14 protein-coding genes and 3 tRNA genes are annotated in these 15,191 nt (G+C 58.2%); 11 read left to right on the plus strand and 6 right to left on the minus strand.

The window, feature by feature from the left end; genetic code table 11:
- The first annotated feature begins 109 nt into the window (after positions 1–109).
- Positions 110–616, plus strand: coding sequence for an outer membrane protein assembly factor BamE (gene bamE, locus ACIPF8_RS21200; RefSeq protein WP_400424987.1), 507 nt, complete (start codon positions 110–112; stop codon positions 614–616).
- 36 nt (positions 617–652) lie between these two features.
- Here the strand turns inward: bamE and ACIPF8_RS21205 are convergent, their stop codons facing one another.
- The gene (locus ACIPF8_RS21205) at positions 653–1,132 is read right to left on the minus strand and encodes a GNAT family N-acetyltransferase (RefSeq protein WP_400424990.1); all 480 of its coding nucleotides are present in this window, start codon (positions 1,130–1,132) and stop codon (positions 653–655) included.
- A 7-nt stretch (positions 1,133–1,139) separates the two neighbouring features.
- On the minus strand, positions 1,140–3,242 hold the full coding sequence (gene metG, locus ACIPF8_RS21210) for a methionine--tRNA ligase (protein ID WP_400424992.1): 2,103 nt from the start codon (positions 3,240–3,242) through the stop codon (positions 1,140–1,142).
- Positions 3,243–3,492: 250 nt separating this feature from the next.
- Between metG and apbC the strand changes: the two genes are divergently transcribed.
- Positions 3,493–4,581, plus strand: a complete 1,089-nt coding sequence (apbC, locus tag ACIPF8_RS21215) for an iron-sulfur cluster carrier protein ApbC (RefSeq protein WP_400424995.1) — start codon at positions 3,493–3,495, stop codon at positions 4,579–4,581.
- Here apbC and ACIPF8_RS21220 read toward each other — a convergent pair.
- Positions 4,578–4,919 (minus strand): cupin domain-containing protein, encoded by a 342-nt coding sequence (locus ACIPF8_RS21220; protein ID WP_400424998.1) that lies wholly within the window; start codon positions 4,917–4,919, stop codon positions 4,578–4,580. The genes apbC and ACIPF8_RS21220 overlap by 4 nt on opposite strands.
- Before the next feature lie 136 nt (positions 4,920–5,055).
- On the opposite strand from ACIPF8_RS21220, the gene ACIPF8_RS21225 reads away from it, so the two are divergent.
- From ACIPF8_RS21225 to ACIPF8_RS21245, 5 genes are all read left to right on the plus strand, one after another.
- On the plus strand, positions 5,056–5,463 hold the full coding sequence (locus ACIPF8_RS21225) for a DUF4399 domain-containing protein (protein WP_400425001.1): 408 nt from the start codon (positions 5,056–5,058) through the stop codon (positions 5,461–5,463).
- A 109-nt stretch (positions 5,464–5,572) separates the two neighbouring features.
- Positions 5,573–7,003, plus strand: a complete 1,431-nt coding sequence (gene gltX, locus ACIPF8_RS21230) for a glutamate--tRNA ligase (protein WP_400425003.1) — start codon at positions 5,573–5,575, stop codon at positions 7,001–7,003.
- Between the two features lie 71 nt (positions 7,004–7,074).
- Positions 7,075–7,150, plus strand: a tRNA-Ala gene (locus ACIPF8_RS21235).
- A gap of 52 nt (positions 7,151–7,202) precedes the next feature.
- Positions 7,203–7,278, plus strand: a tRNA-Glu gene (locus ACIPF8_RS21240).
- Between the two features lie 155 nt (positions 7,279–7,433).
- Positions 7,434–7,509, plus strand: a tRNA-Glu gene (locus ACIPF8_RS21245).
- Between the two features lie 307 nt (positions 7,510–7,816).
- On the opposite strand, the gene ACIPF8_RS21250 is transcribed toward ACIPF8_RS21245, so the two are convergent.
- The 3 genes from ACIPF8_RS21250 to ACIPF8_RS21260 all read right to left on the minus strand — a co-directional run bounded on the left by ACIPF8_RS21250 (position 7,817) and on the right by ACIPF8_RS21260 (position 9,894).
- A complete protein-coding gene (locus ACIPF8_RS21250) occupies positions 7,817–8,122 on the minus strand; it encodes a hypothetical protein (protein ID WP_128083106.1) in 306 nt (101 codons plus the stop codon).
- Between the two features lie 119 nt (positions 8,123–8,241).
- Positions 8,242–8,766: a glycine zipper 2TM domain-containing protein gene (locus ACIPF8_RS21255; protein ID WP_400425007.1), complete on the minus strand. Its 525-nt coding sequence runs from the start codon at positions 8,764–8,766 to the stop codon at positions 8,242–8,244.
- A gap of 219 nt (positions 8,767–8,985) precedes the next feature.
- A complete protein-coding gene (locus tag ACIPF8_RS21260; RefSeq protein ID WP_061537365.1) occupies positions 8,986–9,894 on the minus strand; it encodes a LysR family transcriptional regulator in 909 nt (302 codons plus the stop codon).
- A 247-nt stretch (positions 9,895–10,141) separates the two neighbouring features.
- On the opposite strand from ACIPF8_RS21260, the gene gcl reads away from it, so the two are divergent.
- The 4 genes from gcl to ACIPF8_RS21280 all read left to right on the plus strand — a co-directional run bounded on the left by gcl (position 10,142) and on the right by ACIPF8_RS21280 (position 15,171).
- Positions 10,142–11,917 (plus strand): glyoxylate carboligase, encoded by a 1,776-nt coding sequence (gene gcl, locus ACIPF8_RS21265; protein WP_400425010.1) that lies wholly within the window; start codon positions 10,142–10,144, stop codon positions 11,915–11,917.
- Between the two features lie 20 nt (positions 11,918–11,937).
- On the plus strand, positions 11,938–12,717 hold the full coding sequence (gene hyi, locus ACIPF8_RS21270) for a hydroxypyruvate isomerase (RefSeq protein ID WP_400425013.1): 780 nt from the start codon (positions 11,938–11,940) through the stop codon (positions 12,715–12,717).
- Positions 12,718–12,760: 43 nt separating this feature from the next.
- Positions 12,761–13,648 (plus strand): 2-hydroxy-3-oxopropionate reductase, encoded by an 888-nt coding sequence (glxR, locus tag ACIPF8_RS21275; protein ID WP_400425015.1) that lies wholly within the window; start codon positions 12,761–12,763, stop codon positions 13,646–13,648.
- A gap of 236 nt (positions 13,649–13,884) precedes the next feature.
- On the plus strand, positions 13,885–15,171 hold the full coding sequence (locus ACIPF8_RS21280; RefSeq protein WP_400425018.1) for a glycerate kinase: 1,287 nt from the start codon (positions 13,885–13,887) through the stop codon (positions 15,169–15,171).
- Positions 15,172–15,191 lie beyond the last annotated feature (20 nt).

Here is a 15,191-nt window from a genome sequence, read left to right on the forward strand (position 1 = left end):
TTTATGCTATTTCGTAGCTGCCGAACTGTTTGTGCGCGGCAAGCGCAGGGATTATCCTGTCGTGTCGGGACAACAATGCATCTGGATCGAACACTGTCAGGAGGTAACGATGAAACGCTGGTTACGCACCATTCTAATGGTGATTGCGCCATTTCTGATCGCAGCTTGTGACCAGAACGGTAAATTCATACAGGAGGCTGGCTTGGAAAAACTGAATCGCGGCGTATCGTCCGAAGCTGATGTTCGCAACGCCATGGGCCAGCCGGACACGGTCTGGGAAAAGGAAAACGGCGAGCGTACGCTGGAATATCCGAAAGGTCCGGCTGGCGCGCGCACCTGGATTTTCTATATCGGCAAGGATGGCAAGCTGAGCGATTACAAGCAGGTGCTGACCGAAGAGAACTTCGCCAGGATCAAGGTCGGCATGCCCAAGGAAGAGGTCAGGCAGATGCTGGGCAAGCCGCGCACCGTGGTGCAATTTACCCGCAAGAACGAGGAAGTCTGGGATTGGCGCTATATCCAGAGCGACGCCAGCCAGGCTTTCTTTAATGTCCACATGGATATCACCACCGGATTGGTGACCGGCACTTCGGTGTCGCAGGTGTACGGGCACTAGGCGAACATGGAGTAGGGTGGGCACAACGTGCCCACGTTACCGTTTCAACCAGCGCCGCATCACAACCGGCGGCTCATCCAGCGGATTGGCGCGGGTGTATTCCAGTTCCGGCGCCAGTTCGAATTCAAACACGGCGTACAGATCAACTACCCGGGCCTGGTCGGCACGCACCGCCAGCCGCAGTTCACTGATATCGGCGCCTTGGGCGCGATGGATCAGCGCTTCCATCAGATGCTGGGACAGGCCTTGACCGCGATACGCCGGCAACACGCCCATGCGCAGGATTTCCCAGACGTCGGTTTCGGTATCCGAGGGCAGCCAGCGCGCCGAGCCAATCGGCTCTCTATCCAATTGCAGGATGAAGCCGCCGCCGCGCTGCAGGTCGTGCAGCACGCGCTCGGTACTTTCGTGGTGGCCGCTGGAACTGGCGGTGACCCGTTCAGCCCAGCAAGCGCGCGTCAGCTCGGCGATCAGTGCGGCATCGTCGGTGCTGACTTCGCGGACTTGCAGGTTCATGGCTTGCTTAGCTGACGCGCATGCCCGGCTCTGCACCTGGCCATGGGTTGAGCACGTAGATGCCGGCGTTGGTCTTGTTATCCGCTGCCGAAGCTGCCAGCACCATGCCTTCCGAAATGCCGAACTTCATCTTGCGCGGCGCCAGGTTGGCCACCATCACGGTCAGCTTGCCGATCAGTTCTTCCGGCTGGTAGGACGACTTGATGCCGGAGAACACATTGCGCAGGCGGCCTTCGCCGACATCCAGCGTCAGTCGCAGCAATTTGTCGGAACCGTCGACGTGTTCGCAGTTGACGATCTTGGCGATACGCAAATCGACTTTGACGAAATCGTCGATCTTGATTTCTGCGGCCAGCGGTTCGATGGTGCTGGCAGTTGTGTCGCTAGCCGACTCTTCGGTGGCAGCGGCGGCAGCCGGCGCCGCCGGCGCATCAAACAACGCATCCAGCATCTTCGGCTCGACCCGTGTCATCAAGTGCGTATAGGCATTGATCTGGTGACCATCGGCCAGTGGCTTGGTCACATCGGCCCATACCAGCGGCTGGATTTGCAGGAAAGCTTCGACCTGGGCGGCCAGCGCCGGCAACACCGGTTTCAGGTACACGGTCAGGATGCGGAATGCTTCCAGCAGGCGGCTGCAAACTTCGTGCAGGGCTGCTTCCTTGGCCGGATCCTTGGCCAGTTCCCACGGCTTGTTGGCGTCGACGTAGGCGTTGATCACATCGGCCTGTTCCATCACGGCACGCAATGCCTTGCCGTATTCGCGGCCATCGTACAACGCGCGGATATCGCCGGCGACGGCGCGCAGGCCGGACAGGAAAGGATCGCTGTCGGTAGCCCAGGCGGTGCTGACCTTGCCGTCGAATTTCTTGGCGATGAAGCCGGCGGCGCGGCTGGCGATGTTGATGTACTTGCCGATCAGGTCGGAGTTGACGCGGGCGACGAAGTCATCCGGGTTGAAGTCCAGGTCTTCCACCTTGGCGCTCAGCTTGGCGGCGATGTAGTAGCGCATCCATTCCGGATTCATGCCGAGATCGAGGTAGCGCAGCGGCGAAATGCCGGTGCCGCGCGACTTCGACATTTTTTCGCCGGAGACCGTCAGGAAGCCGTGCACGAACACATTGTTCGGTACTTTTTGACCGGAGAAATGCAGCATGGCTGGCCAGAACAGCGTATGGAAATAGGTGATGTCCTTGCCGATGAAGTGATATTGCTCGGTCTTCGGATCGGCCATGAAGGCGTCGTAGTCGCGCCCGATCTTGCCGAAATAATTCTTCAGCGAAGCCAGGTAGCCCACCGGTGCATCCAGCCAGACGTAGAAATACTTGCCCGGTTCATCCGGGATCTCGATGCCGAAGTAGGGCGCGTCGCGGCTGATATCCCAGTCGCCCATGCCGCCGTCGCTTTCCAGCCATTCCTTGGCCTTGTTGGCAACTTCCGATTGCAGCCGTGGCTTGCCGTCGACATTGCCGAGCGCCCAGCCGCGCAGGAATTCCACGCACTGCGGATCGGACAATTTGAAGAAGAAATGTTCCGACGATTTCATCACCGGCGTCGCGCCGGTCAGGGTCGAGTAAGGATTCTTCAGGTCGGTAGGAGCGTACACCGAGCTGCACACTTCGCAGGAATCGCCGTACTGGTCCTTGGCGCCGCATTTCGGGCATTCGCCCTTGATGTAGCGGTCCGGCAGGAACATGTTCTTGACCGGATCGTAGAATTGTTCAATGGTCTTGGTCGCGATGAAGCCCGCAGCTTTCAGCTTGCGGTAGATATCGCGCGACAGCTCATGGTTTTCCGGGCCGTCGGTCGAGTGCCAGTTGTCGAAGGCGATGTGGAAGCCGTCCAGGTACTGCTTGCGGCCAGCCGCGATCTGCGCCACGAATTCCTGCGGCGTGATGCCGGCTTTTTCAGCGGCGATCATGATCGGTGCGCCGTGCGCATCGTCAGCACCAACGAAATTGACTTCATGGCCCTGCATTCGCTGGAACCGCACCCAGATGTCGGCCTGGATATATTCCATGATGTGGCCGATATGAAACGCTGCATTGGCGTAAGGCAGGGCGGTAGTGACGAATAATTGGCGGGGAGTTGAAGTCAAAGTGATGCTCATTTGGCAATGTTAAGTGCTGCTGGTTGGAATAAAAGGTTGATTTTAGCAGCCAACTGCAACAATTGCGGCGCAGGGTGGACACATCGTGACCGCGCGCTACCGTTATAAGCCGAGTTTCGACCTTTGCAAGCGCGTACGTGGAGGCCGTTCACGCATGGGCACAAGTGCCTACCCGACGCCGCGCCAGCGGAATGACAACGATATGGTTTAGACTTGCCGCATCTTATTGGAAATACGTAGAGGAAAAGTAATGAGCGTCACGATTGAAGCAGTCAAGGCAGCATTGGCCAGTGTCATCGATCCGAATACCGGCAAGGATCTGGTTACCGGCAAGTCGGCTAAAAATATCCAGCTGGATGGCGCCAATGTCGCGTTTGACATCGAACTCGATTATCCCGCCAAGAGCCAGTTTGCGCTGATCGGCGATGCTGCGGTGGCTGCGGTGCGCGCCTTGCCTGGCGTCGGCCAGGTCAGCCCGAATGTCTATTCGAAAATCCAGTCCCACGCAGTGCAGCGCGGCGTCAAGCTGATGGCGAATGTCAAGAACATCATCGCAGTGGCCTCCGGCAAGGGCGGGGTCGGCAAATCGACCACGGCCGTCAATCTGGCGTTGGCGCTGGCGGCAGAGGGTGCACAGGTCGGGATTCTCGATGCCGACATCTATGGTCCATCGCAGCCGATGATGATGGGCATCAGCGGCCGTCCGGAAACCAAGGATGGCAAAACCATGGAGCCGCTGGAAAACCACGGATTGCAGGTGTCGAGCATCGGTTTCATGGTCGATCCGGACGAGCCGATGGTGTGGCGCGGCCCGATCGTCACGCAAGCATTGCAACAGTTGCTGGAACAGACCAACTGGCGCGATCTCGATTACCTGATCGTCGACATGCCGCCCGGCACCGGCGATATCCAGTTGACGCTGTCGCAAAAAGTCCCGGTGACCGGCGCTGTGATCGTCACCACGCCGCAAGACATCGCCTTGCTGGATGCGCGCAAGGGTTTGAAAATGTTCGAGAAGGTCGGCATTCCTATCCTCGGCATCGTCGAGAACATGAGTACCCATATCTGTTCGAACTGCGGCCATGCCGAAGCGATTTTCGGTGAAGGCGGCGGCGCCAAGATGTGCGGCGAATACGGCGTCGATTTCCTCGGCGCTTTGCCGCTGACCATGTCGATCCGCCAGCAGACCGATTCCGGCACGCCGACCGTGGTCGCCGAACCGGACGGTCCGGTGGCGCATATCTACAAGGAGATCGCGCGCAAGGTAGCGATCAAGGTGGCGGAAAAGGCGCGCGACATGTCGAGCAAATTCCCGAGCATCGTGATCAAGAACGATTAAAGCGGGACGGTTTCATGATGCACTGCCAGCCAGATTGTTGGCTGGCCTGCATCGGTCCACTCGATGCGGTGGCGGCAATGCGCAGGAATGTGCAGCCACGCACCGGGCTGCATGATGTGCTCTTCTGCGCTGCCCTCTAGTGTCAGGCCGGCGCTGCCGCTGAGCAGCAGCACCCACTCTTCGTGGGGATTGTCGTACCAGAAGCCGGGTGGGCTAGATTGCCCATTGGAAACGATGCGTTCGATTTTCAGGCCGGCGCGTTCGTGCAGCAGTTCGAAAACTTCTGCTGAACCGTCTAGCGGCAGGTTGGTCAATAAATTGCCGTGGGCGGCTTGCATGTCGGTGTCCTTTGGGTGGCGGCGCTATCACGTATTATTGCACTCAGTAAATTGTACGGGTTCTGCCCAGGCATCTGGCAATGCGCACATGGGCAGTTTGTCGGTCTTATCAATTCTGGACGTAAAGGACAAGAAAATGAAATCACGCATTCTTTCTGTACTGTTTTCCGCAGCCATGCTCAGTGCCGGCCTGCTGCCGCAGATGGCCCATGCCGCCTCGGTCTCGTTCGTCGAGCCGGCTGACGGCGCCGTGGTCAGCAGCCCGTTCACCGTCAAGTTCGGCGTCAGCGGCATGGAAGTCAAGCCGGCTGGCGACATGACGCCCGGCACCGGCCATCATCACCTGCTGATCAACGAGGACAGCATTCCAGCCGGGCAGGTGATTCCGGCTGATGACAAGCATTTGCATTTCGGCAAGGGCCAAACCGAAACCAGCGTCACGCTGCCGCCAGGCAAGTACAAGCTGACCATGCAGTTCGCCAACGGCGCCCACCAGTCCTATGGACCGGAGCTGAGCAAGAGCATCAACGTCACCGTCAAATAACGCCGGCAGCGGACAGATCCGCCCAGCGGTTCCATCCACTGGTGCAACGCGGTAAAATGGGGTTTTCCTTGATAACGGCTTTGGCAATCCAAGGCCGTTTTTATTTATCATGACTGCTCCGACTCCAGCTTCCACTACCCCATCCGCGCCGGTGCGCACCCGTTTCGCCCCTAGCCCGACCGGTTACCTGCATCTGGGCGGCGCCCGCACCGCGCTGTTTTCGTGGGCCTTTGCGCGCCATTTCGGCGGCACTTTCGTGCTGCGCATTGAAGATACCGACCTGGAACGCTCGACCCCGGAAGCCGTGCAAGCCATCATCGACGGCATGCAATGGCTGGGTCTGGAGCATGACGAAGGTCCGTTCTACCAGATGCGCCGGATGGATCGCTATCGTGAAGTGATCGCGCAAATGCTGCAGGAAGGCACGGCCTACCACTGCTATTCGTCGCCGGAAGAAGTCGAAGCGATGCGCGAACGCATGCGCGCCGCTGGCGAAAAGCCGCGCTACGACGGCACCTGGCGTCCAGAGCCGGGCAAGACTTTGCCTGCGGTTCCAGCCGATCGCAAGCCGGTGGTGCGTTTCAAGAATCCGCTCGATGGCGACGTCAGCTGGGACGACGTAGTCAAGGGCAACATCACGATTTCCAACCGCGAAATGGACGATCTGGTGATCGCTCGTCCAGACGGCACGCCGACCTACAATTTCTGCGTCGTGGTGGACGATTGGGACATGAAGATCACCCACGTGATCCGCGGCGATGACCACGTCAACAACACTCCGCGCCAGATCAATATCCTGAAGGCGCTGGGTGCGACGTTGCCGTTGTACGGCCACGTACCGATGATTCTCGGCGCCGACGGCGAGAAACTGTCGAAGCGCCACGGCGCGGTCAGCGTCATGGATTACCCGGCACAAGGCTACCTGCCGGAAGCGATGCTGAATTACCTGGCGCGTCTCGGCTGGAGCCATGGCGACGAAGAAATTTTCTCGATGGAGCAGTTCTGCGAATGGTTCAATCTCGATCACCTGTCGAAATCGCCGGCGCAATTCAATCCCGAAAAACTGGCGTGGATCAACAACCACTACATCAAGCTGGCCGACAACGCGCGCCTGGCTGCCATGGTCAAGCCGCTGATGGAGCAGGACGGCGCTGATTTCAGCAATGCCCCTGATTTGGCGAAAGTCATCGGCCTGCTGAAGGAGCGCGCCAATACCGTCAACGAAATCGGCGTTGCAGCCATGCTGTTCTACCGTAAGCCGGCGCCCGATGCCGCGCTGTTGACACAACACTTTACCGATGCGATCAAACCGGCGCTGGCCGATTTCGCAGAGCGTTGCGCTACGGTCGAGTGGAACAAGGAAAGCCTGGCGCCGATGATCAAGGAAGTACTGGCCGCGCATAAGCTGAAGATGCCGCAGTTCGCGATGCCGTTGCGCCTGATGGTGACCGGCCAGTTGCAGACCCCGGCGATCGATGCCGTGCTTGAATTGTTTGGCCGGGAAGCCGTCATTGCGCGTTTGCAGCAATATCTGGTCTAAATCTGCAATAAATCTGCAAATCGGGATTTACAAGCCGTAAATAAGCTTGCTATAATCTCGCTTCTGCAAACGGGGGTATAGCTCAGCTGGGAGAGCGCTTGCATGGCATGCAAGAGGTCAGCGGTTCGATCCCGCTTACCTCCACCAGCAAATTGGTAGCAGAAGTAGTAAGGTTGTAAAGTTAGTTGGGCAGCTTGCTGTCCCCATCGTCTAGAGGCCTAGGACATCACCCTTTCACGGTGAGTACGGGGGTTCGAATCCCCCTGGGGACGCCAGAATTCTTTTGGCATCGACAGGAAAGCAGTCGGAAAGCGATTGCAGAATATTGGTGTTGAGTGTTTTCGATACAATCGATGAGGCCGCCAAATGCGGCCTTTATTGTTTTTTGCAAGCAGCAGTAGAAGCACAAGGTCAGTACGGACAGATTACTGTCCCCATCGTCTAGAGGCCTAGGACATCACCCTTTCACGGTGAGTACGGGGGTTCGAATCCCCCTGGGGACGCCAGAATAAAAAGGCCCGCGCAAGCGGGCCTTTTTGTTTTGGTGGCCGCAAGTAAGCCGCCTGCGCGGCTTACGCGGGGGATGAGAAGGGAATCGCCTGCAGGCGATTCCGCGGCCTGCAGCATGTAGGAGAATCCCCCTGGGGACGCCAGAATAAAAAGGCCCGCGCAAGCGGGCCTTTTTGTTTTGCGGGATTGTAGGGTGGGCAGATTTTCTGCCCACGCTGAATTCACTCATCGATTGGATTGACCTATCGCTCCGCATGGGCAAAATTGCCCACCCCACCGATTCTTTACTCGGCGAGGCGCAATCTATTTCCTGCCGATAGTCATCTCACGCGCACGTTGCATATCCCGGTCAAAATTCGCACGAGCCTCTTTACGGCAATCCGCAGCTTCACGTCCACGCATCGCGCGGCAATCGTTCATCGCCTGCGCATAGGCATTCGTGTTTTCTTTTTTCATGGTCTGGAAACGTGCTTGCGGCGTCCGGTCTTCTATCTTCCAGCGAGGAGGGTCCTTGAACTGCACGTTTTCTTCGGCTGCATTGGCATGCAGCGCAAAAGCGTTGGCGGCGATAAAGAGCGATAGCCACAGCGGTTTCAGTTGCATTTTCATGATGCCTCCTTGTTGTATGGCATGCAGCAAGATGCTGCATGCGGACGGACTAATCAAATGCACGGCTTTCATTCGTTCGACCCGGCAAAATCACGCTGCGCGACAGCTGCGCCGCGTGATCAGTAGCGCGAGATCTGACCGTTGTCGATACGTACCCGGTCGCCAACCCGCAGATCGCCGGGATTGCTGACGCTGATGGTTTGGAAACCGTTGTTGTTCATGCGCACGCGCACATTGTAGGAAGTGGTGCCAGGGCTGGCGCGCTGCTCCAGCTGGTTGCCGGCTACCGCGCCGCCAACTACGCCGGCGATGGTCGCCAGGGTATTGCCGTTGCCGTGGCCGATTTGATGGCCGACCACGCCGCCCAGTACGCCGCCGACAACTGCGCCGCCGATGCCTTGGCTAGGCGTGTTGACCACATCGATTGCATCGACTACGCCATAGTTGTCACGGCGTGGTGGTTGCTGATAGCTAGGATAAGTCGTTTGCGGAGGCGGATTGTAATAACCCTGGTTACCTTGGCTGGCGTAACCTTGGTTGCCATAATTCTGTCCGCCGTAGGGAACCGCGCAGCCGCCGAGCAGCATGGAGCCACCGATCAGGGCTGCCAACGCGGCTTGTCTGGATGTTTTGCGGATTGTCATAAGGTGCCTCATTGAGTCGATTAGTGTATTTGATGTAATTGATTTGAACAGTGTAGTGCTGCGCTCTTGGAGCGACTGTGCGGCACACCACACTAAAACGATTTTGCGGCCGTCCTGGTTGACCGCACTATCTTCAGACTATGGCTAGGGCAGCTTTGTTCTTGCAGTCAGGAAAATAAATGTGCGACCAGGGCAATATACTGACCGGTCGACAACAACTCAGCCCTTGCTCCAGTAATCCGGCTGCGCGTAGATCGATTTCAGGCGATCAATGAAGAAACGCACTTTGGCCGGCAAATGCCGCTGTTGCGGATAGACCGCCATGATGTCGTAGTGCGGCAACGCAAATTCATCCAGCACCGTCAGCAGTTCGCCCGACGCCAGTTGCGATTCGATTTCCCAGGTGGAGCGCCAACCCAGGCCGAGGCCTTCGCTAACCCAGCGGTGCAGCAATTCGCCATCGTTGCAATCGAGGTTGCCGGCGGTCTTGATGATCACCGGCTTGCCGTTTTGCTGGAAGTACCAGCCGCGCTGCTGGCCGCCCTGCAGATTAAAGGAAAGACAATTGTGGTTGGCGATGTCTTCCAGCGTTTTCGGAATGCCGTTGCGGTGAAAATATTCTGGTGTGCCGCACACCACCCGGCGATTACTGGCCAGTTTCACCGCGACGAAATTGGGATCGATGGCGCCGCCGATGCGGATGCTGATGTCGTAGCCTTCGCGCACCAGGTCGACCACGCGATCGGTCAGGTTGAAGGAAATCTGCACTTCGGGATTGGTCGCAATGAATGCCGGCGCATGCGGCGCGACGTGCTTGCGGCCGAATGCAGCCGGGGCCGACACCACCAGATGGCCGGTAGCCTTGTGACGGCCTTCCGAAATGATTTTCTCGGCGATATCCAGCTCGGTCAGCAGCTTGCGGCAATGATCGAGGAAAACCGTACCTTGTTCGGTCAGGGTCAGATGCCGGGTAGTGCGATGCATCAGCTTGGTGCCGAGCCGCTTCTCCAGCGCATCGATGCGGCGTCCCAGCATGACGGGAGTAATGTCCTGCTCAAGCGCCGCACTCGCCAGGCTGCCTTTTTCGACCACGCTGACGAAGGCTTCGATCTGTTTGAGTTTGTCCATCTTTGTCTCCGAATACCTTGTTTTTTATAGTATTCCATACTTCATGTATCGAATAAAGCGATTGTTTGTATTCTTATCAAACAATATGTTTGGTTATAGCATGTGCCTCATCCACTCGGTAGTTATCAGTCTCTCTTTCAAATTTCGGCCAGGTCGCAGTAAACGGTGCGGGATTGAATGGGAGGACATGCTGAAGCGAGCCGCAGGCAGTGGCAACGATTTTTACATTTAGTATTCCGGAGGCAACATGGCAAAGATGAAGGCAGTTGACGCAGTAATGCACGTATTGGCAAAAGAGGGCTGCGTACAAGCCTTTGGTGTGCCGGGTGCCGCAATTAACCCGTTTTACTCCGCCATGAAACGGCACGGCGGGATTGAGCACGTACTGGCGCGCCACGTTGAAGGCGCATCGCACATGGCGGAAGGCTACACCCGCGCCAATCCAGGCAATATCGGCATCTGTATCGGTACTTCCGGCCCGGCCGGCACCGACATGATCACTGGCTTGTATTCGGCACAGGCAGATTCGATTCCAATCCTCTGCATTACCGGCCAGGCGCCGCGTGCCCGTTTGTACAAGGAAGATTTCCAGGCTGTCGACATCGAATCGATCGCCAAGCCGGTCACCAAATGGGCAGTCACTGTCCGTGAACCGGCCTTGCTGCCGCGCGTGTTCCAGCAGGCTTTCCACATCATGCGTTCCGGCCGCCCAGGTCCGGTGCTGATCGACATGCCGTTCGACGTGCAGATGGCTGAGATCGAATTTGATCCGGATACCTACGAACCGTTGTCTGTGTACAAGCCAGCGGCATCACGCGCCCAGATCGAAAAAGCATTGACCATGCTGAATGAATCCGAGCGTCCATTGCTGACCATCGGTGGCGGTGTCATCAATGCCGATGCAGCTGATCTGGCAGTTGAGTTTGCTGAATTGACCGGCGTACCGGTGATCCCGACTCTGATGGCCTGGGGCGCGATTCCTGACGATCATCCGCAAATGGCGGGCATGGTCGGTTTGCAGACCAGCCATCGTTACGGCAACGCCACCATGCTGGCGTCCGACTTCGTGCTCGGCATCGGCAACCGTTGGGCTAACCGCCATACCGGTTCGGTTGAAGTATTCACCAAGGGCCGCAAGTTCGTCCACGTCGACATCGAGCCGACCCAGATCGGCCGCGTGTTCGGTCCGGACTACGGCATCGTCTCCGACGCCAAGGCAGCCTTGAAGCTGTTCGTTGAAGTCGCCAAGGAATTGAAAGCCGCCGGCAAATTGCCTGATCGCTCGGCATGGTTGGCGGAATGCCAGGAACGCAAGCGCACCATGCAGCGCCGCACCCATTTCGAAAACGTGCCGGTCAAGCCGCAGCGCGTCTACGAAGAAATGAATCGCGCTTTCGGCCGCGATACCTGCTACGTCAGCACCATCGGCCTGTCGCAGATCGCCGCCGCGCAATTCCTGCATGTGTACCACGCACGTCACTGGATCAACTGCGGCCAGGCTGGTCCGCTGGGTTGGACTATTCCTGCGGCATTGGGCGTCTGCGTTGCCGATCCAAAGCGTGAAGTGGTGGCGATCTCCGGCGATTACGACTTCCAGTTCATGATCGAAGAATTGGCTGTCGGCGCGCAGTTCAACCTGCCTTACCTGCACGTGGTGGTGAACAACTCGTACCTCGGCCTGATCCGTCAGGCGCAGCGCGGCTTCGAAATGGATTACTGCGTGCAGCTGGCGTTTGAAAACATCAATGCTCCGGAATTGAACGGTTACGGCGTCGACCACATTGCTGTGGTTGAAGGGTTGGGTTGCAAGGCGATCCGCGTCACCGATCCGAACGCCATCCAGGATGCGTTTGCCCAAGCCAAGCGCTGGATGAAGGAATTCCGTGTGCCGGTCGTGGTGGAAATCATCCTTGAACGTGTGACTAACGTGTCGATGGGCACCGAGATCGACGCCGTCAACGAGTTTGAAGAGCTGGCCAAGAGCCGTGCCGATGCACCAACCGCGGTTTCGCTGCTGGACTAAGTTTTTAGGAGAGAGACGACATGACAAAACTAGCCGCTAACCTGACCATGCTGTTCACCGAGCTGCCATTCCTGGATCGCTTCGATGCCGCAGCCAAGGCCGGGTTCAAGGGAGTCGAATTCCTGTTCCCATATGCGTTCCGCGCTGAGCAGATCGCCGACAAGCTGGCCACCAACGGCCTGGAACTGGTGCTGCACAATCTGCCGGCAGGTAATTGGGAAGCCGGCGAGCGCGGCATCGCCTGCCATCCGGACCGCGTCAGCGAATTCCAGCAGGGCGTCGACGATGCGATTCGCTACGCCAAGGTGCTCGGCGTCAAACAGTTGAATTGCCTGGTCGGCATCGTGCCGGCAGGCGTCAGCACTGAATTGGCGCGTGCCACCGTGGTCAGCAATCTGAAGTTTGCTGCTGACAAATTACAGGCTGCCGGCATCCGGTTGCTGATCGAACCGATCAATAGTTTCGATATCCCAGGATTCTTCTTGACCGGCACGCATCAGGCGCTGGAGTTGATCAGGGCGACCGGTTCCAGCAACCTGTTCGTGCAGTACGACATCTATCACATGCAGCGCATGGAAGGTGAACTGGCCAACACCATCAAGGCTAACCTGGCGCAAATCAAGCACGTGCAGCTGGCGGACAATCCGGGGCGTTTCGAGCCAGGTACCGGCGAAATCAATTATCACTATCTGTTCAAGTTCCTGGATGAGATCGGCTACGACGGCTGGATCGGCTGTGAATACAAGCCGAAAGCCGGCACGGTAGAAGGCCTCGGCTGGCGCGCTGCGCACGGTCTGTAAATCCTGGCAGAACACTACATCTTAAAAATTACGGAGAAATATCATGGCAAAAGTTGGCTTTATCGGACTCGGCATCATGGGCGCGCCTATGGCGGAAAACCTGCAACGCGGCGGCCACAAGCTGTACCTGCATGACCAGAAGAATCCACCGGCAGCGCTGATCGATGGCGGCGCAACGGTTTGCACGTCTGGCGCCGAAGTCGCCAAGCGTGCTGACATCATCATCGTCATGGTGCCTGATACCCCGCACGTTGAAGCTGTCCTGTTCGGTGAGAAGGGCGTAGCCGAAGGCCTGACAGCCGGCAAGATCGTGATCGACATGAGTTCGATCTCGCCAATCGCCACCAAGGGTTTCGCCAAGAAGATCAATGCGCTGGGCTGCGAATACCTGGATGCGCCGGTTTCCGGCGGCGAAGTCGGCGCCAAGGCAGCTTCGCTGACCATCATGGTCGGCGGTTCCGAAGGCGCGTTCAACGATGCCAAGCCATTGTTCGAATTGATGGGCAAGAACATCACGCTGGTCGGCGGCAATGGCGACGGTCAGACCACCAAGGTGGCCAATCAGATTATCGTGGCCTTGAACATCCAGGCAGTTGCTGAGGCTTTGTTATTCGCTTCCAAGGCAGGAGCAGATCCAGCGCGTGTGCGCCAGGCTCTGATGGGCGGCTTTGCAGCATCGCGCATCCTGGAAGTACATGGCGAACGCATGGTCAAGCGGACTTTCAATCCAGGCTTCCGCATCGAATTGCACCAGAAGGACTTGAACCTGGCATTGCAAGGCGCCAAGGCTCTGGGCGTGTCGCTGCCGAACACCGCAGTTGCACAGGAATTGATGAACTCCTGCGCAGCCAATGGTTTGAGCGGCCTCGATCACTCGGCACTGTGCCGTGCGATCGAGATCATGTCGAACCATGAAATCGCCAAGGCGTAATTTCTGCTATTGTTTAGAGATTGGCTACGCGTGGGCAGAAAATCTGCCCACCCTACGGCGGCATTGTGGTTCGTAGGGTGGGCACAGGTGCCCACGCGGAATGAACCCATGTTCGCTTTACAGCAATCGGTTTAAAGTAATCAGCCAGGCGCGCACAGCGCCGCAGCGGCAACATCAAAAAAGCAGGACAGAAAAGTTTTTGAGACAACTCGCTTCATAGATCAAGGTACAACAGCATGACTACCGCGAACAGCATCAAGCCCCGCCAGCTTCTCCTCGATATGTACCAGGCTGCAGTCGACGCCGTCAGCGCCTCCAAATGCCTTCCCGAATACCTGGCCAGGATTCCGGCGCCGTCCGGCAAAGGCCGCACTCTCGTGATTGGCGCCGGTAAAGGTGCCGCGGCGATGGCCAAGGCGGTGGAGGAACATTGGCAGGGCGATATCACCGGCCTGGTCGTGACGCGCTACGCCCACGGCGCGGATTGCAAGCGCATCGAAGTGGTCGAAGCCTCGCATCCCGTGCCTGACGAAGCCGGCCGCAAGGCGGCGGCACGGATGCTCGACATGGTGCAGGGTTTGACTGCCGACGATCTGGTGCTATGCCTGATTTCGGGCGGCGGCTCGGCCTTGCTGGCTTTGCCTGCAGACGGTATTTCGCTGGAGCAGAAGCAAGCGATCAACAAGGCGTTGCTGAAAAGCGGCGCCACCATTTTTGAAATGAACTGCGTGCGCAAGCATCTGTCGGCTATCAAAGGTGGACGGCTGGCGCTGGCCTGTGCGCCGGCGCGAGTGGTGACGCTGATGATTTCCGATATTCCCGGCGACGATCCCGGCATCATCGCCAGCGGCCCGACATTGGCTGATCCGACCACCTGCGCCGAAGCGCTGGCGGTGCTGCGCAAATACAATATCGAGACGCCGGATGCGATCCGCAAGCATCTCGAATCCGGCGCCGGCGAAACGCCTAAGCCGGGCGATCCGCGCCTGGAACGTAACCAGCACTATGTGATCGCCACCGCGCAAGATGCGCTGGAAGCGGCAGCGGGAGTTGCTACCGCTGCCGGCCTGACGCCGCACATCCTGTCCGATGAAATGGAAGGTGAGGCGCGCGATATTGGCCTGGCGCATGCAGCGCTGGCGCGGCAGATCGCCCGCCGCGGGCAACCGTTCAGCAAGCCGTGCGTTGTCATTTCCGGTGGCGAAACCACGGTCACGGTACGCGGCACTGGCCGTGGCGGCCGCAATGCCGAATTCCTCTTGAGCCTGGCGACAGCGCTGGACGGCTTCCCTGATATCCACGCGATTGCCTGCGACACCGACGGCATCGACGGCTCGGAAGACAATGCCGGTGCGATCTACCAACCGGACTCGATGCGCAAGGCTGCGGAACTGGGACTGCGTCCACGCGCGATGCTCGACAACAACGACGGCTATGGTTTCTTCAGCGCGCTGGGCGACCTGGTTGTCAGCGGCCCGACGCGCACCAACGTCAACGATTTCCGCGCCATCCTGATTCTCTAGAAAACTGTCAAACAGCGTCA

The sequence above is a fragment of the Collimonas sp. NPDC087041 genome, assembly GCF_044745265.1.
GTDB lineage: Bacteria > Pseudomonadota > Gammaproteobacteria > Burkholderiales > Burkholderiaceae_D > Collimonas.

Coding starts and splice junctions, on each gene's coding strand:
- metG (WP_400424992.1), bottom strand. CDS start 3,242: ATGAGCATCACTTTGACTTCAACTCCCCGCCAATTATTCGTCACTACC.
- glxR (WP_400425015.1), top strand. CDS start 12,761: ATGGCAAAAGTTGGCTTTATCGGACTCGGCATCATGGGCGCGCCTATG.
- bamE (WP_400424987.1), top strand. CDS start 110: ATGAAACGCTGGTTACGCACCATTCTAATGGTGATTGCGCCATTTCTG.
- ACIPF8_RS21225 (WP_400425001.1), top strand. CDS start 5,056: ATGAAATCACGCATTCTTTCTGTACTGTTTTCCGCAGCCATGCTCAGT.
- ACIPF8_RS21280 (WP_400425018.1), top strand. CDS start 13,885: ATGACTACCGCGAACAGCATCAAGCCCCGCCAGCTTCTCCTCGATATG.
- ACIPF8_RS21255 (WP_400425007.1), bottom strand. CDS start 8,766: ATGACAATCCGCAAAACATCCAGACAAGCCGCGTTGGCAGCCCTGATC.
- ACIPF8_RS21260 (WP_061537365.1), bottom strand. CDS start 9,894: ATGGACAAACTCAAACAGATCGAAGCCTTCGTCAGCGTGGTCGAAAAA.
- apbC (WP_400424995.1), top strand. CDS start 3,493: ATGAGCGTCACGATTGAAGCAGTCAAGGCAGCATTGGCCAGTGTCATC.
- ACIPF8_RS21250 (WP_128083106.1), bottom strand. CDS start 8,122: ATGAAAATGCAACTGAAACCGCTGTGGCTATCGCTCTTTATCGCCGCC.
- gltX (WP_400425003.1), top strand. CDS start 5,573: ATGACTGCTCCGACTCCAGCTTCCACTACCCCATCCGCGCCGGTGCGC.
- ACIPF8_RS21220 (WP_400424998.1), bottom strand. CDS start 4,919: ATGCAAGCCGCCCACGGCAATTTATTGACCAACCTGCCGCTAGACGGT.
- ACIPF8_RS21205 (WP_400424990.1), bottom strand. CDS start 1,132: ATGAACCTGCAAGTCCGCGAAGTCAGCACCGACGATGCCGCACTGATC.
- hyi (WP_400425013.1), top strand. CDS start 11,938: ATGACAAAACTAGCCGCTAACCTGACCATGCTGTTCACCGAGCTGCCA.
- gcl (WP_400425010.1), top strand. CDS start 10,142: ATGGCAAAGATGAAGGCAGTTGACGCAGTAATGCACGTATTGGCAAAA.